The organism is Limnobacter sp. UBA3528 (assembly GCF_002377005.1).
In the GTDB taxonomy this organism is placed as follows: domain Bacteria; phylum Pseudomonadota; class Gammaproteobacteria; order Burkholderiales; family Burkholderiaceae_B; genus Limnobacter.
On record NZ_DFOZ01000031.1, the window covers coordinates 225,008 to 245,624 of the forward strand.

Sequence of the window (20,617 nt, forward strand, 5' to 3'; positions counted from 1 at the left end):
GATGCCCAATCGTCGCGAGTCCCAACACTTCGCCTGAAAACCTGTTGATCCCTTTTTGATCTCATCGCACTACTCACCGAACTCGGCAAAAGTACCGGCCGAGCTTCGATGTTGCCCTTCGGGCAAACGCAGTGCACTGAGTCAAACGGGCAGGTTTTCTTGAAGGCGACGCGATCGGGATCTCGCTGCCGATTGGGCTGAGCCTTGGCGGGCAAGCTGATTCATGCCATCACTTTCTGCGCATTTTCATGGATGAATTGAAGCGAGGCCAGCTTGGCATACAAGCCTTGCCTTGCCATCAAATCCTTGTGGGTACCCATTTCGACAATTTTGCCTTCGTTCATGACCACAATCCGATCGGCCGCCATGACCGTGGCCAGCCGGTGGGCAATAATCAGGGTGGTTCGGCCGTGGCGGCTTTTCTCGATCGCTTGTTGTACCAATTGCTCGCTTTCCGCATCCAGGCTGGCGGTGGCTTCATCCAGCAACAGCAAACCAGCATCACGAAGAACCGCGCGGGCAATCGATACCCGTTGACGTTCTCCGCCACTCAAGCGCACGCCTTTTTCGCCCACATTGGTATTCAATCCCTCGGGCATTCGGCGCACAAAATTGGTGGCGGCCGCATCGGCCAGGGCTTTGTCAATTTCATCTGCGGTGGCATCGGGCTTGCTGTACCGCACGTTGTCCTGAAGGCTGCCTGAAAAAATCACTGCTTCCTGGGCCACGTAGGCGCAATTGGCTCGCCACTGTTCCAGGTGCAGGCTTTCCAGTGCCTTGCCTTCAATCAGGATTTGCCCCTGATTTACGTCGTACCATCGCAGCAACAGGCTGAACAGGGTAGATTTTCCCGCGCCCGAAGGGCCAACGACAGCTAGTGTCTCGCCGCGTTGAATACTCAGGTTAAAGTCTTGGAGAATGAATTTTTCCGGGGCGGAAGGGTAGGCGAAATCAACGTGGCTGAATTCAATCAAAAAGCCACCTTGTTTGGCTGGCGGGGGAAGACCGTGTTTGTGAATCGTGGTGTCCAGGTTCAGCAATTCAACCAAGCGCTCGGCCGCACCCGCTGCACGCTGGAATTCGCCCAGTACCTCTGACAACGCGGCAAACCCCGCGCCAACAAATGCTGCGTACATCACAAATTGGGCCAGTTCACCAGCGCTCATTTCACCGCTGGCCACCGCCTTTGCACCCATCCACAGCACCACCACCAAGCCCGCGAATGCAAGGCCAATGGCCACAAACAACAGGGCTGAGCGGTTCACTGTGCGCCTGCGGGCGGTTTGATAGGTTTGCTCGCTGGACGTGGTGAATTTTGAGGCCTCGGCGTGTTCCTGATTAAAGGCTTGCACGGTGGTGATCTGGTTTAAAACCTCTTGCGCAATCGCGCTGCTGTCGGCCAGTTTGTCCTGGCTGGCGCGCGACAGTTTGCGAACTCGGCGTGCCAAAATAACCACCGGTATCATAACCACGACCACCAGCAAAAGAACTGCGCCCGACAGCAATGGGCTGGTCAGCAGCAGCATGATCAAGCCGCCAAGAGTGGTCAGACTGTTGCGCAGGAAAAATGACAAACTGCTGCCAATCAGGGTTTGAATCAGCGTGGTGTCGGCAGTCAGGCGTGACAACACTTCACCCACTTTCAGCGTTTCAAAAAATTCCGGACGTTGCACCAACAAGTGGCTGTACACGCGGTTGCGTAAATCGGCAGAAATGCGTTCGCCCAGCGTGGTGACCAGGTAAAACCGCACCGCACTGGCCATGGCCAGTACGAACACCAAGACCAGCAGGTAGCCAAAGGCGCTGTTCAAGCCCTCCGGGTTTTCACCTGCAAGAAAACCACTGTCGATCAGCCAGCGAAACATGACCGGCATGGTCAGCGACATGGCCGAACTCAGCAGCAAAGCGCCAAGCGCAGCAAAAGCCCATGCCTTGTGGGGACTGACCAAGGAGGCCAGGGTAGAGCCCAGTGTTTGAAGTTTGTTGGTGTTGCTCATTCGGGGGTGTGTTTTACTTGGCTTAAAGTTGCATGGGGCGATCATACCCCGTCATTTCAAGATAGCCGCGCCCCCAAGGTGAAGTATTGCTTGAAGCATTGCCGCTTTTCACGCGCACAGCACCTTCCCAATACAGCGTGCCGGTGCTGGCGCGTGCGTCCAGTTCCTGATCATCAAACAGGGGCTGAAGTTCAAACACCAGATCGTCGAGCAAAAGTCGCTGGGAAACCGGGTATTCAATGCCGGTTCGGGTTGATTTCCAGCGTTTCCGCACTTCGAATGTTATCTTGCTGAAGTTACGTACCGTGCCATCCGCCCGCCTTAGGGCGGCGTGGGTCCACACTGGTGGTTTGGTGTGGTCGCGGTCGCGAATCTGAAATGCCATCAGGGCCTCGCCCTGGTCGCCATGCAAACCGACCCAGTCCCAGCCTTGGGCGTTCGGAGCCAGCACGGTGCTTGACCACTCATGGTCCATCCAGAAGCTGCCTTCTACTGGCAATGTTTTACTTTCGAGGCGAACAGTGCCGCTGCTGCGCATGTGGGGCAGGGTGATGTAGTAGCTCGATTGCTCGGCTTGGGGGCCTTTTTGTGAGTAGCCGCCAAGGCCCTGCATCCAAGGTGTTTGCGTTTGTTCCATGCGCAAGTCGATAGACAATTGCGGGGTCTGGATTTTGCACTCCCACTGTTCGCCTTGAGCGCTTTGCAATTGCCAGCCTGGCATTTGAATGTTCAATACCTGTTCATTGGTGCTTTGAATCAAGGCGCCACCGCTGCCCGCACGGCGAATAATTTGATCGTGCTTCAGCTTGCCCACTGAAGGAATTGCCACTGCGGCATGGGCAAACAACAACTGCTTGGGTGAAAAGGCGCTGGGGTTCAGCACATTGACATTGGGCGCAGACCTGAAAAATGTAATTTGTACTCCCAAAGGTTGGCTCAATGCAGGGCTTTCAAACCAGCCAGTGAAATACCACCATTCGGTTCTGAATGCCGGGTGTGCGCCATGGTCTCGGGGCAGAGTGGGTGGCATGCTTGCATTCGGTTGGGCATACACGCGCTGCAGGCCACGTTCGGCCAGCGCGATGCCCGCATGCGAAAACAGCGGCAGGCCAAGACCTGCTTTCAACAAATCGCGCCGCTTCATGCCCAGTCCTCTTTCAATTGCTCAACCAGGTGCGTGCCGAGTTTGTTGCGCAAGGCCAGTGTGACTGTGGCGCTGCTCATGGCAACCAGTACCAACACCATGATTGCCAAATCTCGCCAAGGGGTGAACCATTCCATGGTCCAGTGGAATGATTGCGGATTCACCACAAAAATTAAAATGGCAGCAAATGCCAAACCAATGATTAAACCCACCAGGGCGGCCACGGCCGATGCAATCAGTGCCTCACGCGCAATCAGTTTCAGTATCCAGTTCGGGCTGGCCCCCATGGCACCCAGCAGGGCAAATTCGCGTTTTCGTTGCAAGGCCATGGCGGAAAATGTAGTGCCTACACCAAACAGACCGATGACCACAGCTGCAATTTCCAGCAGGTAGGTCACCGCAAAGCTGCGATCAAAAATATCCAGGCTTAGCTGTCGAATTTCACCGGGTTCAGCAAAGTCAATTTTTTGCGCAAGTGCTGTGGTGCTGGCGGCCTGTTCGATGCGGGCAACCATGTCTTTCACAGTCACATTCTCTTGTGGCCAAACTGCGCCCTGCGTGTCTTTGAACTGCACATTGAATTGTTTGAGCAACTCGGCCTTGGGCAGCACAATTGCGCCGTGCTGGCGGGTGTAGTCACGCCATACACCCATCACTGTGGTGGGTATGCGCATGCCTTGGTCCAGTTGCAGTTCAAGTATGCTGCCGGCTTTTAGGCCGTACAAATCGGTCATTGGCTCGCTGACCCACACTGGCAGTGTTCCGGTTTCGGGCTCGTCGATTGTATTGCCCGTCATGGGTAGGCGTTGGGCGGCAGCCTGCGTTGAAATGGGTCGGGCAATCAGTTCAACGGCTGGTCGTTTTGGGTCAAGCACGATCGATTGTTGACCCCAAAATTCAACCAGTTCAACGCCTGGCAGTTCAGCCACTTTCTGCTGAAAGACATCGGGAAATACTGGAATGCTTGCGCTGTTCAGTTTTACATACAAGGGCGCTGGCAATACCTGGGTAAGCCAGTGGTCCAGTGAATGGCGAAAGCTGTAGATCATCACATGCATGGCCACCACCAGTGCAAAACTGGCCACCACGCCTGACAAGCCCACTGCCAGTAAATTCGGGGTGCTGGCCAAACGTGATTTGGCAAGATCAGCCAAGCGGGCGAGCTGTGCGGGTGGTTTGATCAGCCCGCGCACCACCAGGCCAATCATGGCGATGCCACCGAACAAACCAAAGGCCACAGCCAGATAACCACCCACTGGAATATTGCCGTAAGGTGGAATGAACAGGCAGGCCGCGGCCACCCCGCAAAGCAGCAATCCAACCCAGTGTGCCTGGTTGGCAAACTGAAGGCCTGCTTCTTCTGTGCCTGCACGCAGGCGTTGGTGCAAAGCCATTTGACCGGTTTGCAAGGCGGGCGATAAGCCACCCAACAAGGTCGCGACTACACCAAAGCCAGCAAACAGCAGGGCATCCAAAGGGGGCAAGGCCACAGTGCCTTGGCTGGTTTGGAAGTAACCCGCACCCAGGTCAACACCCAGATAACGCACCACAGCCATAGACAAGCCCCAGCCCAAGCCTACGCCCAGCACGCCACCCACCAGGCCACAACACATCGATTCAAACAACACTTGCATGCGCAGTGCGCTGGCCCGAGCGCCCAGGGCAGCCAGCAGCGCCCACTGGCGTGAGCGTTGCGCCACAGCCAGCATTTGTGTGGAAAAGGTTAAAAAGCCGCCTGTAAGCAAGGCCACCATGGCCAGAATCGACAGGTTTGCGCGGTAGGCCTGCGACACACTGGCCCCGCGCGTGCCCTGTTCACTGGGGGTTTCAAGCCGGCCCAACTTCGAAAATTCATCGCCATACTGCTTTTGAAAACTTGCAGGGGTTACGCCTTCCTGAAGTTTTAAATCAATGCGGGAAATTTGCCCCAAGGTGCCCAAGCGCCATTGCACTGTTGCAATGTCTGCCACGGCAAGCAGTTGCCCGCTACCGGCTGCGGGTACTGTGCCCGCCACTTGCCACTCCTGGCTTGTGTTGTTGTGCAATGTGGCCAGTGTATTTTGTTTAACTGGCAGTTGTTCTTTCAGGGCTGGGCTGACAAAAACATTGGCAGTGCTTAGCAAGGGTATTTCGCCTTGCTGTGCCGCGTCGTTTGTTTCATCGCTGCTTTGCCCAATGAAGTTGGGCGTGACTGCCGCTGCAGTGAATACATCCAGGCCAAGCCAGCGCACTGGTTTGTCGAAACCCTGAACGGGAATGTTGATGTCGATGACAGGCGAGGCCACGGCCACTTCAGGCAAGGCTGCAAGCTGTTCCAGAATGGTTTCAGGCAATAAAACACTGTGTGGCAGCAACTGCAAATCGGCCTGCCCAGAGAATTGCCGCACACCATTGTTGAACTGGTCAAGCGCCTGTTTGTGGATAAGGTGGACTGCGAACCCCAGCCCCACACCCACTGCGATGGACACCGTTGCAATCAACCATTTCACCGGTTGATCGCGCAAGGCACCGGAAAACAACTGCAGTTTTAAAGCAAGGCTTGGTGATAGCGCCATGGTTCAAGCCTTGTTGAATTCGGCCAAGTGGTGGTCGGCCAAATTCAGGCGGTGATTCAAATGGCTGGCTGCCTTGGCAGAATGGGTCACCATGACCAAAGCGCAACCCTGAGCTGAACACGCCTCAAGTAACACTTGCAGCACACGCTCGGCATTGTCCTCGTCCAGATTGCCGGTCGGTTCATCCGCAAGAATCAATGGCGGGTTCAAGGCCAGGGCGCGTGCAATCGCCACGCGCTGCTGTTCTCCGCCCGACATTTCTCGCGGAAAGCTTGCGGCTTTGTGGGCCATGCCCACTTGCTCAAGCAGTTGCATGCAGCGTGAATGATCCGGTTGTTCACCCGCCAGCAAAAATGGCAGTTCAACGTTTTGTTGCGCGGTCAAATGTGGCATCAGGTAGTAGGCCTGAAATACCAGCCCAACGTGCCGAAGCCGCCTGGCAGCAATTTGATTGGTGTTCAAGGTGTGTATTGCCGTACCTGCCCAATACACCTGGCCAGTGTCGGGCCTGTCCAGCCCAGCCATTAGGTGGAGCAGGGTCGATTTACCCGACCCCGATTCACCAATCACGGCCAGGGACTGCCCCTGTTGCAATTGAAGGCTGACCTCGGTGAAGAGTTTGACGCCACCGAGTGTTTTTGACACCCCCGCCACTGCGAGGGTCGTTGAACTTGTGTGCTGTTGGTTCACCCGAATTACCGCCTTGTGGTGAAACGTTCAAGGAATCAGATTCCTTATTCTGCCATGCCACCCACAACTGTGCTGTAGCCCGCATCCACGTAGGTAATTTCAGCGGTAATGCCGCGCGCCAAATCGGAAAGCATGAAGGCTGCAGTATTGCCCACATCGTCAATGGTGACATTGCGGCGCAGCGGCGCTGCTTCTTCTACGGCATGCAAAATTTTGCTGAAACCTTTAATGCCGGCTGCAGCCAGAGTTTTGATGGGGCCTGCTGAAATACCGTTGACGCGAATACCCTTGGGTCCCAGTGATTCAGCCAGGTAGCGAACCGACGCTTCCAGCGATGCCTTGGCCAGGCCCATGGTGTTGTAGTTGGGTACCATGCGAACCGAGCCCAGGTAGCTTAGCGTTAACAAGGCGCCTTCGCGGCCTTGCATCATCGGGTAGGCTGCTTTGGCCAGTGCCGGGAAGCTGTAGGCGGAAATGTCATGCGCAATGCGGAATGCTTCGCGCGAAATGCCTTCCAGAAAATCGCCGGCGATGGCTTCGCGCGGAGCAAAGCCGATGGCGTGCACCAAACCATCCAGGCCATCCCAGTGTTTGGCCAGTTCTGTGAACAGGCTTTCAATTTGGACATCCTCGGCTACATCAAGCGGAAATACCAGCTTGGAGTCGAATTCGGCAGCCATGTCGGTCACGCGGTCAATGAAACGCTCGGTTTGGTATGTGAACGCCAGTTCAGCACCCTGCGCGTGGCAGGCCTTGGCAATACCGTAAGCGATTGAACGGTTTGACAGAAGGCCCGTGATAAGAATTTTTTTACCGGCTAGGAATCCCAATTTGTATTGCTCCTGAGAATGAGTTTTGATTTGTCATTTTGTGCCTATTATAGGCAATTCACAGGGCAATCCACTTCAGGGTCGGTTAGACAAAGGCTTGGGGTTGGCTGACAGCTTCTTGGGTGCAGTGCTGCCCAATCCGATCGGGGCCAGGTAACCCTGAAACTGCTCAGCACAATTTTCCCAGGTGAAGGTACTCGCATGTTTCAAAGGCACATCGCGTTCAATTTTCAAAGCGGCCATGGCGGCGGTCTTCAAATTCCAGTCCAACACGCCTGCACCGGAATTGCCGACCACATCCAGCGGTCCGTTCACAGGGAACGCCGCCACTGGGCAACCGCTGGCCATGGCTTCCAACAGCACCAAGCCGAAGGTGTCGGTCATGCTGGGAAACACGAATACATCAGCGCGCTTGTACAACTCTGAAAGCGCTGCGTGGTTCAGCATCCCGAACCACCTGGCCTCGGGGTATTGTTTCTCTAGCCCTTTGCGGGCAGGACCGTCGCCAGCAATCCATTTCTCGCCCGGCAGTTCAAGGCTTAAAAAAGCCTCCAGATTTTTTTCAACTGCTACACGCCCTGCATACAAAAAAACCGGTTTCTCGATGCTGCACGCGTTCAAACGGTGCAGCAGTTCAACCTGTTGGGCATCGTCGGTTGGCAGGTCGCGGGGGCTGTAACTCATGTGTTTGCTGGCTACCGACTGCTCCGGATTAAAGCGTTTCAAGTCCACGCCACGTTGCCACAATACGCAATTGTTCAATCCACGGCCTTGCAAGGTGTTGATGACCGACAAGGTGGGCACCATCACTGCGCGGGAAGGTTTGTGGAACCAGCGCAGCAAGGCTGCGGTAAAGCGAATTGGTATGCCCGAACGTGCCCTCACATACTCGGGAAACTGGGTGTGGTAGGCGGTTGTAAATGGCAACTTGCGGCCGTGGGCCAGCAGGCGCATGGCCAAGCCAATTGGCCCTTCGGTCACGATGTGCACCGCCTGTGGTTTGAATCGGTCCAGCTCATTGCGCAGGCGCGTGAATGGCCACAGTGCCAGTCGAATTTCAGGGTAAGTAGGGCATGGAATGGTTTTAAACAAGCCCGGGTGGATAACCCGCACATCGTGACCCTGCGCGGTCAATTGCGCCACCACTTGGCTAAGCGTTTGGACCACGCCATTGACCTGTGGTGTCCAAGCGTCAGTTGCAATCAGGATTCGCATGCTGGTTTACTCCGCCAGGGTGTGCGCAAGCGCTTTTTGTTTGCGAACCGGCAGGTCACGGTGTGGCCAGTGAACAATGTCCAGTTTCCCGCAGGGGTGCTCAACCAGCGCGGTCAGGCTTTCTACCCAATCGCCGTCGTTGCAGTACAGCAAGCCATCCACTTCTTTGATCTCGGCTTTGTGAATGTGTCCGCACACCACCCCGTCGTAACCGCGGTGTTTGGCTTCATGAATCAGCGCGTGTTCAAACTCGAGAATGAAGTTCACGGCGTTTTTGACCTGCTGTTTCAAGAACTGTGACAGCGACCAATACGGGTAACCCAGCTTGATTCGAATGTTGTTCAACACACGGTTCAAAGTCAGTGCAAAGTTGTACAGCGTGTCGCCCAGGTAAGCCAGCCATTTGGCGTAGCGCACAACTTGGTCAAACTCATCGCCGTGCACTACCCACAGGCGTTTGCCATCTGCTGTTACATGCACTGCGTTTTCCATGATCGGAATGTCACCGAAGGTCATCCCTGCAAACTGGCGCGCGGCTTCGTCGTGGTTGCCCGGAATGAAAACCACCTGCGTGCCTTTGCGTGCCTTGCGCAGCACCTTTTGAATGACGTCGTTGTGGCTTTGTGGCCAAAACCAGCTTTTGCGCAACTGCCAGCCGTCGATGATGTCGCCCACCAGGTAAAGCGTGTCGCTTTCGTTGTGTTTCAGGAAGTGGAGCAGGGCGTCTGCCTGGCAGCCGGGTGTGCCAAGGTGAATGTCTGAAATCCATATGGTGCGGTATTTGTTGGAACCCTGCTCATCAGCGGCGGGGTCAACTTCAGATTGATTTTGCTGGTTTGTTGGCTCAGCATGTGGTTCGGTGGTCGCCTTCGCAAACAGTTGTTCGGCAAGTTGCTGCTTGAAATTCAACTGGTTCGAGCGCATTTTTAATGTCCATGTTCTTGTCATGGCCCCATTAAACGCGCTCGATTTGACTACCTTGTGACAGTTATATGACTCTTTTTTGACAAAAAAGCCGCTGCTTCAAAAGTAGTGTGACTTGTTTTATTTTGCTTCCAGGCTTTTCGGAAGCCACCAGGTAAAGCCGTACAACAGGGTTTTTGACACCACTTCCATCGTTGGCAGGTTTTTGCCCCGCAGTCGCAAGAAGGCAATTGGCAACTCAAGCGTGTGGGCTACCAGCAGCAAAGCGGCCAGCACCAACAGGAAGGGCATCACAAGGCTGATCAGCAAGTAGGCCGGAACCACAATCCAGAAGCCGTTCATGACTTTGCGCATGGATTCAAACGATTGGGGGCTGACTTTAATGGCCATTTGTTTTCCTAAGGGGTGGGTCGGCAAAATTGAATATGACAATAGTTCTTGTCAGAAGCCTTGTCAAGCGTGTTTGGGCTTGCCCCCGCAGGCGCACTGGTGTATATTTCGCACTCTTCTTTAGGACCGTAGCTCAGCTGGTTAGAGCGCTGCCTTGACATGGCAGAGGTCGCTGGTTCGATTCCAGTCGGTCCTACCAACACTTCTCCCCCAAAACTAATTCATCAAGATTTTTTGTTCCGTAGCACAATGATGATATCGGGCTCGCGTTTGCGGCTTGAAATCTTCAGGAGTGTCGGCCATGGGGCATGAACAGAAAAGCAACAAAATGGACAAAAAGAAAGCGCTGAGTACCCCCAAAGAGAAAAAGGCTGCAAAGAAAGTGAAAAAAGACATCAAGGAAGGCATTCACAAACCCAAATTGGTCTGATTGAATGTTCAGGCAGCATTCAGAAGGCTAAAATAGAGGGTTGCTAAAAGTTTTACCCAAGCCAATCCATTCGTAAGGGAAGTACATATGCCAGTTATCCGCCTGCCTGACGGATCCGAACGTGTTTTTGATCACCCTGTGACTGTCGCCCAAGTGGCGGCCAGCATCGGGCCCGGTTTGGCGAAAGCCGCCCTGGCCGGCACGGTGAACGGCACGCTGGTTGATACTTCTTACACCATCGACAACGACTCCAGCCTGTCTATCGTCACTGAAAAAGACGAAGAAGGGTTGGACATGATCCGCCATTCCACCGCCCATTTGCTGGCTTACGCCGTGAAGGAATTGTTTCCTACGGCGCAAGTTACCATTGGTCCGGTGATTGAAGACGGTTTTTATTACGACTTTTCCTACGAACGCCCCTTCACGCCTGAAGACCTGGAAGCAATCGAAAAGAAAATGGCCGAGCTGGCCAAGCTCGATGAAGTGGTTACCCGAGAAGAATGGGTGCGCGACGACGCTGTGCAATTTTTCAAAGACCAGGGCGAACACTACAAAGCCGAAATTATTGCCAGCATCCCCAGCAACGAAAACATTTCGCTTTATCGCGAAGGTAAATTCATTGACCTGTGCCGTGGCCCCCACGTGCCCAACACCGGCAAACTGAAGCATTTCAAACTGATGAAAGTAGCGGGTGCCTACTGGCGCGGCAATTCCAACAATGAAATGCTGCAGCGTATTTACGGCACCGCCTGGACCAAGAAAGAAGACCTGGCAGCCTACCTGCATCGACTAGAAGAAGCAGAAAAGCGCGACCACCGCAAACTGGGCAAGCAGCTGGATTTGTTTCACATGCAAGACGAAGCCCCAGGCCTGGTGTTTTGGCACCCCAAGGGTTGGGCCTTGTGGCAACAGGTTGAACAGTACATGCGCAAGGTGTACGTCGACGGTGGCTATCAGGAAATTCGTTGCCCCCAGATTCTTGACCGTAAGTTGTGGGAGAAGTCTGGCCACTGGGACAACTACAAAGAAAACATGTTCACCACTGAATCGGAAAAGCGCGACTACGCCCTAAAGCCGATGAACTGTCCGGGTCACATCGAGGTATTCAAGAGCGATTTGCGTTCATACCGCGACTTGCCCATGCGCTATGGCGAGTTTGGTGCGTGCCACCGAAATGAAAGCTCGGGTGCCTTGCACGGCATCATGCGTGTGCGTGGATTCACCCAAGACGACGGCCATATTTTCTGTACCGAAGACCAGGTGCAGGAAGAGGTCACCAAGTTCAACCAAGTGGCCATGCAGGTATACGCAGACTTTGGTTTCAATGAAATCAATGTGAAGCTGGCCTTGCGCCCTGAAGCCCGTTTGGGTGCCGATGAAACCTGGGACAAAGCAGAAGACTCCTTGCGCGCGGCTTTGAAGGCTTGCGGTGTGCAGTGGACCGAGTTGCCGGGCGAGGGCGCATTTTATGGCCCCAAAATTGAATACCACATGAAAGACTCGATTGGTCGTTCATGGCAGTGCGGCACCATTCAGGTGGACTTCCAGTTGCCTGGTCGCTTGGGCGCTGAATATGTGGCCGAAGACAACAGCCGCCGCGTGCCAGTGATGCTTCACCGCGCCATCGTGGGTTCCATGGAACGCTTCATTGGCATCTTGATTGAAAACCATGCTGGTGCCATGCCAGTTTGGCTTTCTCCAGTGCAGGTGGTGGTTGCTACAATCACCGAGGCACACAATGAATACGCTCACAATGTGGTGCAAATGTTGAAAAAACAAGGCATTAGGGTTGAGGCGGATTTGCGTAATGAAAAGATCAATCGTAAAATCCGTGAGCACACAATGCAGAAAACCCCGTATATCGCCGTAATCGGCGATGCGGAACGTGATGCAAACCAAGTTGCCGTGCGCTTGCGCGGCAATGAAAACCTGGGCTCCTTGCCTGTTGATGACTTTATTCAGCGCCTGCTGGGTGAAATCAACAGCAGGGCCTGATTTTATTTAACCAGAAGAAAGAGGCTAGACATCGTAGCAGAAAAGAAAAATCGCATTAACGAGGAAATCCGTATCCCCGAAGTGCGCCTCATTGGAATTGAGGGTGAGCAGTTAGGCATCGTTAAAACACCAGACGCTTTGCGCATGGCTGAAGAAGGCGGTGTGGATTTGGTGGAAATTGCACCTCAGGCAGTGCCCCCTGTGGCCAAGCTGATGGACTACGGCAAGTTCCGCTACCAAGAGCAAAAGAAAGCAGCGGAAGCCAAATCCAAACAAAAACAGGTTCAAATCAAGGAAATCAAGTTCCGCCCCGGAACAGACGACGGCGATTACAACGTGAAGCTGCGTAATCTGACCCGTTTTCTGGAAGATGGCGACAAGTGCAAGGTGACCTTGCGCTTCCGCGGACGTGAAATGGCTCACCAAGACATTGGTGCCCGCCTTTTGGAGCGTGTTCGCACTGACTTGGAAGAAATTGGTCAGGTTGAACAAATGCCAAAAATGGAAGGTCGTCAAATGGTCATGATGATTGCGCCACGCAAGAAAGCATGATTTCCAAAAAGATTGCCAGCATTCGCAAACCCGCGTTATAATCGCGGGCTTGCTGCGTTGTGCGTAAAATCACAGCGCAACAAATTGCCCACCAGGTCAGAAAAGTGCTTCGTCGAAGCCACCTGCAAGCAGGTTCAATGAATATTGAACAGTAATAGGAGCACCAAGATGCCCAAGATGAAGACCAAAAAGAGCGCCTCCAAGCGTTTCTTGGTCCGTTCAAGCGGATCGATCAAGCGTGGCCACGCCTTTAAGCGCCACATCCTCACCAAGAAAACGACCAAAAGCAAGCGTCAATTGCGCGGCATGGAAACGATTCATAAATCAGACATCGGTCGCGTGCGCGACATGATGCCTTACGCATAAAGGGAGGAGTGTCAAATGCCTAGAGTAAAACGTGGTGTAACGGCTCGCGCCCGTCACAAAAAAGTAATCGCCCAAGCCAAAGGCTTCCGCGGTCGTCGTAACAATGTATTCCGCGTTGCCAAGCAAGCGGTAATGCGTGCTGGTCAGTACGCATACCGTGACCGTCGCAACAAGAAGCGCGTATTCCGCGCCCTGTGGATCACCCGTATCAACGCAGCAGTGCGTGAACACGGCATGACCTACAGCGTATTCATCAATGGCTTGAAGAAAGCTGCCATTGGCCTGGACCGCAAGGTGTTGGCTGACCTGGCAGTGACCGACAAAGCAGCATTTGCTGCCATCGTGGGTCAAGTGCGCGCAGCGCAGGCTTAATTCGCTAGCCAAGTCAAATTTTTGTCACAAGTGAAGCCTCTGAGGTTTTTCACTTAAGTTGGCGAAAAGACTAAACAAAACGGAGCTCTCGGGCTCCGTTTTTGTTTTCAGGCGGTACAATTCAGGGCTCTACTCAAAGCCATTCCAATCTCAAAAAGAATCGACCCAATACCCATGGATGCTTCGCTTTTAGCCATTCTTACCGAGGCCGAACAGGCCATGTCATCGGCAACCGACCCAGCCAGTCTTGAAAACATCAAGGCCCAGTTTCTGGGCAAACAAGGCAAAGTCACCGAGTTGCTCAAAGGCATGGCAGCGCTTTCGCCCGAAGAAAAGAAAACCCGTGGCGCGGAAATCAATCAACTCAAGCAGCAGGTTGAAGCCGTGCTGAACGCCAAGCGCCAAGCGTTGGCTGATGCAGCCATGCAGGCAAAATTGCAAGCACAGGCCATTGATGTAACCAAACCTGGCCGCATGCGTGGAACTGGCGGCTTGCACCCAGCCATGCGTACGCTTGAACGCATTGAAGAAATTTTTACCACCATTGGTTTTGATTTGGCCGATGGCCCTGAAATTGAAACCGACTTTCACAACTTCACTGCATTGAACACGCCGGAAAATCACCCCGCGCGTTCCATGCACGACACCTTTTATGTAGAAGGCACTGGCGGCAACCTGCTGCGCACGCACACCTCGCCCATGCAGGTTCGCTACATGCAAACCAACAAGCCGCCCATTCGCATTATTGCGCCGGGCCGCGTGTATCGCGTGGATAGCGACGCCACGCATTCACCGATGTTTCACCAGGTTGAAGGCTTGTGGATCGACGAAGGCGTCAGCTTTGCTGATTTGAAAGCGGTGTTCATGGATTTCCTGAAAACCTTTTTCGAAACCGACGACATCACCATCCGTTTCCGCCCCTCGTTTTTCCCGTTCACTGAACCGTCTGCGGAAATTGACATGGCATTTACCAGCGGACCCAACAAGGGCAAGTGGCTGGAAATTGCGGGTTGCGGGCAGGTGCACCCGAACGTGTTGCGCCACGTGGGCATCGACCCCGAAACCTACACCGGTTTTGCCTTTGGTGTGGGCCCCGATCGTTTGACCATGCTGCGATATGGCATCAACGATTTGCGCCTGTTCTACGAAAACGACATTCGTTTTCTGCAGCAATTCAATTAATCAAGCTTAATTAAGTCTAACCAAGCCAGTTTTGGATATTAAAAGATGCAATTCACAGAATCCTGGTTGAAGTCACTCGTCAACACCCCTTTGAACACGCAAGAGTTGGGCGACAAGCTCACCATGGCGGGTTTGGAGGTTGAAGAACTGGAACCCCTGGCTCCGGAATTTTCCGGCGTGGTGGTGGGTTTGGTGGTGAAAAAAGACAAGCACCCCGATGCTGACCGCCTTAGTGTGTGTCAAGTGCAAGTGGGTGAAGGCGACGTACGCCAAATTGTGTGCGGCGCGCCCAATGTGGCCGAAGGCCTGAAAGTGCCTTGTGCATTGCCCGGTGCTGAACTGCCTGGCGGCTTCAAGATCAAGCCCACGAAAATGCGTGGTGTTGAAAGTGGCGGCATGCTGTGCTCTGGCAAAGAACTGGGCGTGCCCAGCGATGTGGATGGCCTGCACATTTTGAACACTGATTTCCCGGTGGGTGGCAATGTGCGCGAGCTTCTCGGCTTGAACGAGATGAAGTTCACCTTGAAAATGACGCCGAACCGCGCTGACTGTCTAAGCGTGTGGGGCGTGGCCCGTGAAGTGGCAGCACTGACCGGTGCCACACTGAATGCACCTTCGTTTGCACCTGTGGCAGCCACGATTGGCGATACGCTGAAAGTCAATGTTGAAAACACAGACCTGTGTGGCCGGTTTGCGGGGCGTGTAATTCGCGGTGTGAACAACAACGTAAAAACTCCGCAGTGGATGGTTGATCGCCTTGAAGGCGCGGGCCAGCGCAGCTTGAACGCGCTGGTTGATATTTCAAACTATGTGATGCTTGAATTGGGCCGCCCCAGCCATGTGTTCGATCTGGACAAAGTGCAGGGCGACCTGACTGTGCGTTGGGCACGCGAAGGTGAAAAACTGAAACTGCTGAACGACATGGAAGTGGCCCTGAAGCCCCACATGGGCGTGATTTGCGATGCCAATGGACCAGAGGCACTGGCTGGCATTATGGGAGGTGACCACACTGCAGTGAATGAAGGCACTACCAATATTTTTGTTGAAGCTGCGTTTTGGCATCCCGATGCAATTGTGGGTCGTGCACGCGAATTCAATTTTTCCTCCGATGCCTCACACCGCTTCGAGCGTGGCGTGGACTTCCAAACCATTCCAGAGCACATCGAGCGCATTACTGCCTTGATTCTCGAAATTTGTGGTGGCCAGGCTGGCCCCGTGTTGGACCAAGTGTTGAGCCTGCCTGCTCGCAAGCCAGTCAAACTGCGCCATGCGCGTGCTGAAATGGTGATTGGCATGCCATTCACTGTTGAGCAGGTAAAAGACGTATTCACCAAGCTGGGCTTTCAATTCACCGCCGAGGGGCAGGGCACCGACACTTGTTACGTGGTCAACCCGCCTAGCTACCGCTTCGACATTAATATCGAAGAAGATTTGATCGAAGAAGTAATTCGCGTGGTGGGCTACGACAGCCTGCCACTGCGTGCACCCATGGGCAAACTGAAAATGTTGCCTGCCGCTGAAGGCAAGATTGGCCGCCATGCCATTCGCCGCCAAGTGGCCGCGCTGGGCTACCAAGAAGTGGTTAGCTACAGCTTCACGCCCGAGCAATGGGAGGCGGATTTCAATGCCAACACCAACCCGGTTCGCTTGCTGAATCCGATTGCCAGCCACTTAAGCGTGATGCGCTCGACCTTGATCGGAAGCCTGACCGGTGTGTTGAAACACAACCTGGGCCACCGTGTAGACCGTTTGCGTGTGTTTGAAGTGGCGCGCGTATTCGAGAAAGACGACAAAGTACAAGACGGCGCACAAACCGTGGCTGGTTTTAAGCAAACCTGGAAAGTGGGCGGTTTGGCTTATGGGTTGGCTGACCAGCTGCAATGGGCCGCAGGCAACAACCGCGCACTCGACTTTTTTGATGTGAAGGGCGATGTAGAGCAACTGCTGCATGGCCGCAAAGTGGATTTTGAGGTATTTGACGCCGCAAACCCCCACCCAGCCTTACACCCAGGCCGTAGCGCTCGTGTGCTGGTGAACAAGCAGCCCATCGGTTTTATCGGTGAATTGCACCCCAAATTGGCTCAAGAATACGATTTGCCGCAGGCACCCATCGTGTTCGAATTGCTGTTGGATGGCTTGAACACCCGCAAATTGCCTGCTTTCAAAGATGTTTCAAAACAGCCTGTGGTGGTTCGGGACCTGGCTTTCGTAGTAGAGCAAAGTATTGCTGCTGCGCAGCTAAAAAAAGCATTCACGGAAGTGAAAGATGACAACCTTGCTTGGCTGAAATCGGTTATCCTTTTCGATGAATTCGTACCGAAAGAAGAAGGTAAGGGTCTGAATCTAAATGAGAAAAGTTTGGCGTTCAGGCTTACCCTTCAAGCAAGCGACCGCAGCTTGACCGATGCAGACATCGAGCCTTTGTTGAAAAAAATGATTGACCAGGCAGGCCAGCGTTGTGCGGCCCGCTTGCGATAAATATTGATAAATAGGTAGAACTCACTGTGGATCAATTTGTGTTGAACGACGACCGAAGCAACGAAACTACTACGCGCTCTGACCGCATGGACCTGATTGAAGATGGTCTGGCCTCGGGCTCCCTGACCAAGGCTGAATTGGCTGAAATGTTGTTTGACAGCCTGGGCCTGAACAAGCGCGAAGCCAAAGACTTCGTGGATGCATTTTTCGATGAAATCCGCACCACGCTTGAAAGTGGCGATTCTGTGAAATTGTCGGGTTTTGGCAATTTCCAGTTGCGTGACAAACCCCAACGCCCGGGAAGAAATCCAAAAACTGGCGAAGAGATTCCCATTGCAGCGCGTAGAGTGGTAACCTTTCATCCCAGCCAGAAACTTAAAGCTTTGGTTGAATAATTTTCACTAAATTATTTAAGTACAAGCCAATTACTCAATGCAAAAAACCGTAAACGCAGACGGAGCGCCACCCACAGCAAGCTTGCCGCCCATTCCGGCCAAGCGCTACTTCACCATTGGTGAGGTCAGTGAGCTGTGCGGCGTAAAAACCCACGTGCTCCGCTATTGGGAGCAAGAATTTACGCAATTGAAGTCGATTACCCGCCGCGGCAATCGTCGTTATTACCAGCACCATGAAGTGTTGTTCATTCGCAGAATTCGTGAACTGCTGTACGAGCATGGCTTCACCATCAACGGCGCACGCAATCGGTTGGATCAGGAAAAAAATGGCCCTGCTGGTGACGCACCGCTGCCAATTTTGATTGATCGCGAAGTTTTGAAAGAACAATTGCTAAATTTGCGCGAAGCACTCAAAGCTTAAGCGTTTCTGGGTATAATCCAGCCTTCTCGGAATGTGGCGCAGCCTGGTAGCGCACTTGCATGGGGTGCAAGGGGTCGGAGGTTCGAATCCTCTCATTCCGACCAAATATATCAAGGGCTTAGCGCTATATCGCTAGGCCCTTGTTGTTTTTAGATTAGTGGATTCGCTAATACCTCACCCAGATACGATTTGTTGTAAGATCGTAGCAGGAGATTGATATGACTGTTAAATCAAAAATTGAACCCATAAGGGGCCGTCACGCTATAGAGACCTCGGTGTTCGCATTTGAATTGATGGAAGTATCTGAGGATAAAATCGATGCTTTTGTAACCAAAGTGTCGGAAGTTTGCAATCCTTCAACAGGATTCACTGTGGTGAATCCACTCAACGAAGTTGAATTTAAAGTTGAGAATGGAAAATCCAATATAAGACATCGTCAGATTGGTAGGGAGTTCGTAAAACCCTCTGAATCTGGCGGCGTGGACTGGGTTATCTCCGTTGGTGCCAAAATAGTCTCTTGCACCTGTTTTGTTTACGATAGATGGGCACCGGTCAAGGAGTTTTCATTTTCATATCTTGAAAGAATCTTGCAGTCTGCCAAAACGCTGGATGTTGGGGTGAACGCGATTGCCTTGGAATATCAAGACGTATTTAATGTGCGGACCGGTGACCCAAGGGAAGCTACGCACTCGCTGTTCAACTTAAGTTCCTCTTATCTTCCAACAAACCTTAAGAACTTTGATGGGTTATGGCATGTTAACCAGGGGTGGTTTCAGAGATTTGACGATTGCCATACCGTATTAAACATTCTAAATATTAATACACAGCAAGCAAATGACGTTATAACGGCTCGTATTCATGGTGTTCACAGAATTACCGATAATAACGTTTTGAAGGGCGTGGCTGGTTTCCAACTTGATGTACTCAGTAACATGAATGAATGGTTTGATTCACTTCATCAGCAGAATAAAGAGACATTGAGGAATTTGTTATCGTCTGAAGCGACTGAGTCGATTTCTTTGGGGTGAGAATGCAAGTATCAACCTTTTTTTGGACTGGAAGTATGTATGGGGGCAATTCTCCGAGTAGTTTGACCAGCGATCCCGTTTCGCCTGCAGTTACATCTTTGTCTCAGAGAGTAAGTTATCAACACCTTTATGATATTTTTCAAAAGGAAGTTGAATATTTCTTCGCCTCACAGAAAGTGCGGATGCCACTTAATCTTATTGATCCACATGGTCCCTTTGGTCACTACGCACGAGCTCTAGAAAAGCTAAACGTGGAAGCTGCTTCGTTCATGATTGAAGCTTCGGCAGGTGATAGGGCCAGACTTGCGCAGGTTGTTAAAACCACTCTTACAGAGCTCTTTATCAGAAACGTCCCGCCCCCTACTGTTATTTCGAATGAGATGGGAGAGCTAGGGGTGATGTGGCAGTCAAGGGATAAATATGTTGCAATAGAATTTGATTCTGATGGGGACGCGATTTTCGGTATGAGCGACGCTGGAAAAGTCACCTCTGGAACTCTGGTCCATGACGGAAATAAAGTGACCGACAGTATTGATAACCTTCCACATTTGATTCGTTAACGATCGATGTGTCAGGATTTAAATAATCTGCTATCCGCCGGGACGTACGATCACAGCGATATCGAGAGGCTGGATCCGGATGGTGTTTGCGAATTAGATGGCTCCTCACCTTTGCGTCATGGCCCTTTGGCTGATGAGGAATTTATTGTTCGTTCTCTCGATTTCCCTCAGCACTATCTAGGTCCAGATCTAGAGTACAAGTTTTCGCATCTCAATTTCTCCCAGCAGGCTTTTCCACGGGGTAAGGGAGCGTCTAGTCAAAGATATATGTCTTGGGATTCATCTCATAGCAAGAAAATCTGTTCGTTATTAATTCAACGGGAAATTCCTGAAAATGTAAATGGAGCCAAACCTAGAAAGGTCATTGGCTATTGCAAACAAAGTGTAGGCTTTTTAAGATCTCTTAATCATCCTGAGCCAATTAACAACAAACAAGTCAGAATATATAACTCCTCCAATGAAAAAGAGGACGGGGAGTTTCATTGCGACATTTTTGTTTTTCTCAAATACGACAGTTCAATCAATAAAGCTCGGAAAAAAGAAATAGCTGTAGAGGTCAAGCTAAACTTGATGAATGCATTTGTGTTACAAGGTGATGTTTTTTTGTTTTCTCATATTCCAGGTTATCAGACCATACGTGATAACTTTCCTGTAGTACACAAAGTGGAAGACTGTCTTAACGATTCGGTCATCGTCAATTAATTATCTTTGGTAATTTCAACTCCACCCGACTCACCGGCGTCTCCCGGGTCCTGACATAACCCTTCGTAGTGCTCTGGTCCGTCTGGGCCAGTGCAACTTGCAGTTCTTCCATGCTGTAGCCAGCCTTCTTTGCATCAGTGGCCGCCTTGACCCTAATGTCCTTCAAAGTTACCCCTGAAACCTTTGCGCGTTCGCAGGCCCGCTCAAAAGCGCTGCCAATTCCGTGGGCTGTGTAGGGCTGGCCATGCTCGGTGTGGACCACATACATGCTGCGCATCTTGCGGATCGATTTGACTCTGTCTAAAACCTCCCGAATCGCCGCTGTCATTGGGACAAATACCGTCATACCGCTGCTGCGCTCGGTTTTGTGCGTATTCTGGTCCAAATCGTC

The 20,617-nt window shown here is 52.4% G+C and carries 20 protein-coding genes, 2 tRNA genes and 1 pseudogene; 14 read left to right on the top strand and 9 right to left on the bottom strand.

Translation table 11 applies throughout. The features are described from left to right. Positions 1-221: 221 nt before the first annotated feature. The 8 genes from B4N58_RS09690 to B4N58_RS09725 all read right to left on the bottom strand — a co-directional run bounded on the left by B4N58_RS09690 (position 222) and on the right by B4N58_RS09725 (position 9,745). Positions 222-1,997, bottom strand: a complete 1,776-nt coding sequence (locus B4N58_RS09690) for an ABC transporter transmembrane domain-containing protein (protein WP_291748650.1) — start codon at positions 1,995-1,997, stop codon at positions 222-224. Positions 1,998-2,019: 22 nt separating this feature from the next. Continuing rightward, complete coding sequence (locus B4N58_RS09695; protein ID WP_291748654.1) at positions 2,020-3,141, bottom strand: lipocalin-like domain-containing protein; 1,122 nt, start codon at positions 3,139-3,141, stop codon at positions 2,020-2,022. Beyond that, a complete protein-coding gene (locus B4N58_RS09700) occupies positions 3,138-5,696 on the bottom strand; it encodes an ABC transporter permease (RefSeq protein WP_291748657.1) in 2,559 nt (852 codons plus the stop codon). The genes B4N58_RS09695 and B4N58_RS09700 overlap by 4 nt, the downstream gene beginning before the upstream one ends. A 3-nt stretch (positions 5,697-5,699) precedes the next feature. Next, positions 5,700-6,341, bottom strand: a complete 642-nt coding sequence (locus B4N58_RS09705) for an ABC transporter ATP-binding protein (protein ID WP_291748660.1) — start codon at positions 6,339-6,341, stop codon at positions 5,700-5,702. Positions 6,342-6,430: 89 nt separating this feature from the next. Then, positions 6,431-7,216: an enoyl-ACP reductase FabI gene (gene fabI, locus B4N58_RS09710; protein WP_291748664.1), complete on the bottom strand. Its 786-nt coding sequence runs from the start codon at positions 7,214-7,216 to the stop codon at positions 6,431-6,433. Positions 7,217-7,291: 75 nt separating this feature from the next. Further along, the gene (locus B4N58_RS09715) at positions 7,292-8,431 is read right to left on the bottom strand and encodes a glycosyltransferase family 4 protein (RefSeq protein ID WP_008249947.1); all 1,140 of its coding nucleotides are present in this window, start codon (positions 8,429-8,431) and stop codon (positions 7,292-7,294) included. Between the two features lie 6 nt (positions 8,432-8,437). Next, positions 8,438-9,355, bottom strand: coding sequence for a UDP-2,3-diacylglucosamine diphosphatase (locus B4N58_RS09720; RefSeq protein ID WP_008249949.1), 918 nt, complete (start codon positions 9,353-9,355; stop codon positions 8,438-8,440). A 120-nt stretch (positions 9,356-9,475) separates the two neighbouring features. Then, entirely contained in the window at positions 9,476-9,745 is a 270-nt protein-coding gene (locus B4N58_RS09725) for a hypothetical protein (protein ID WP_008249951.1), read from the bottom strand. 122 nt (positions 9,746-9,867) lie between these two features. Between B4N58_RS09725 and B4N58_RS09730 the strand changes: the two genes are divergently transcribed. From B4N58_RS09730 to B4N58_RS09795, 14 genes and pseudogenes are all read left to right on the top strand, one after another. Continuing rightward, positions 9,868-9,944, top strand: a tRNA-Val gene (locus B4N58_RS09730). 102 nt (positions 9,945-10,046) lie between these two features. Continuing rightward, complete coding sequence (locus tag B4N58_RS09735; RefSeq protein WP_008249952.1) at positions 10,047-10,175, top strand: hypothetical protein; 129 nt, start codon at positions 10,047-10,049, stop codon at positions 10,173-10,175. Between the two features lie 87 nt (positions 10,176-10,262). Next, positions 10,263-12,170, top strand: coding sequence for a threonine--tRNA ligase (thrS, locus tag B4N58_RS09740; RefSeq protein WP_291748675.1), 1,908 nt, complete (start codon positions 10,263-10,265; stop codon positions 12,168-12,170). A gap of 30 nt (positions 12,171-12,200) precedes the next feature. Continuing rightward, complete coding sequence (gene infC / locus B4N58_RS09745) at positions 12,201-12,722, top strand: translation initiation factor IF-3 (protein ID WP_083797136.1); 522 nt, start codon at positions 12,201-12,203, stop codon at positions 12,720-12,722. A 168-nt stretch (positions 12,723-12,890) separates the two neighbouring features. Next, positions 12,891-13,088, top strand: a complete 198-nt coding sequence (gene rpmI, locus B4N58_RS09750; protein ID WP_008249957.1) for a 50S ribosomal protein L35 — start codon at positions 12,891-12,893, stop codon at positions 13,086-13,088. A 15-nt stretch (positions 13,089-13,103) separates the two neighbouring features. Further along, entirely contained in the window at positions 13,104-13,460 is a 357-nt protein-coding gene (gene rplT, locus B4N58_RS09755; RefSeq protein WP_008249959.1) for a 50S ribosomal protein L20, read from the top strand. Positions 13,461-13,679: 219 nt separating this feature from the next. After that, positions 13,680-14,642 (top strand): phenylalanine--tRNA ligase subunit alpha, encoded by a 963-nt coding sequence (pheS, locus tag B4N58_RS09760; protein WP_369745970.1) that lies wholly within the window; start codon positions 13,680-13,682, stop codon positions 14,640-14,642. Positions 14,643-14,687: 45 nt separating this feature from the next. After that, on the top strand, positions 14,688-17,120 hold the full coding sequence (gene pheT, locus B4N58_RS09765; RefSeq protein WP_291748680.1) for a phenylalanine--tRNA ligase subunit beta: 2,433 nt from the start codon (positions 14,688-14,690) through the stop codon (positions 17,118-17,120). A gap of 119 nt (positions 17,121-17,239) precedes the next feature. Next, positions 17,240-17,515 (top strand): annotated as a pseudogene (locus B4N58_RS09770) (integration host factor subunit alpha); the annotation flags it as partial. 37 nt (positions 17,516-17,552) lie between these two features. Continuing rightward, the gene (locus tag B4N58_RS09775) at positions 17,553-17,936 is read left to right on the top strand and encodes a MerR family transcriptional regulator (protein ID WP_008249966.1); all 384 of its coding nucleotides are present in this window, start codon (positions 17,553-17,555) and stop codon (positions 17,934-17,936) included. 27 nt (positions 17,937-17,963) lie between these two features. After that, positions 17,964-18,040, top strand: a tRNA-Pro gene (locus B4N58_RS09780). 114 nt (positions 18,041-18,154) lie between these two features. Next, entirely contained in the window at positions 18,155-18,964 is an 810-nt protein-coding gene (locus B4N58_RS09785; RefSeq protein ID WP_291748682.1) for a TIGR04255 family protein, read from the top strand. Between the two features lie 2 nt (positions 18,965-18,966). Beyond that, a complete protein-coding gene (locus B4N58_RS09790) occupies positions 18,967-19,524 on the top strand; it encodes a hypothetical protein (protein WP_291748685.1) in 558 nt (185 codons plus the stop codon). Between the two features lie 6 nt (positions 19,525-19,530). Then, positions 19,531-20,226: a hypothetical protein gene (locus B4N58_RS09795; protein ID WP_291748688.1), complete on the top strand. Its 696-nt coding sequence runs from the start codon at positions 19,531-19,533 to the stop codon at positions 20,224-20,226. On the opposite strand, the gene B4N58_RS09800 is transcribed toward B4N58_RS09795, so the two are convergent. After that, positions 20,219-20,617 (bottom strand): tyrosine-type recombinase/integrase (locus tag B4N58_RS09800; RefSeq protein ID WP_291748691.1); only part of this gene is annotated, 399 nt, incomplete at its 5' end. The two genes, B4N58_RS09795 and B4N58_RS09800, sit on opposite strands and share 8 nt — an antisense overlap.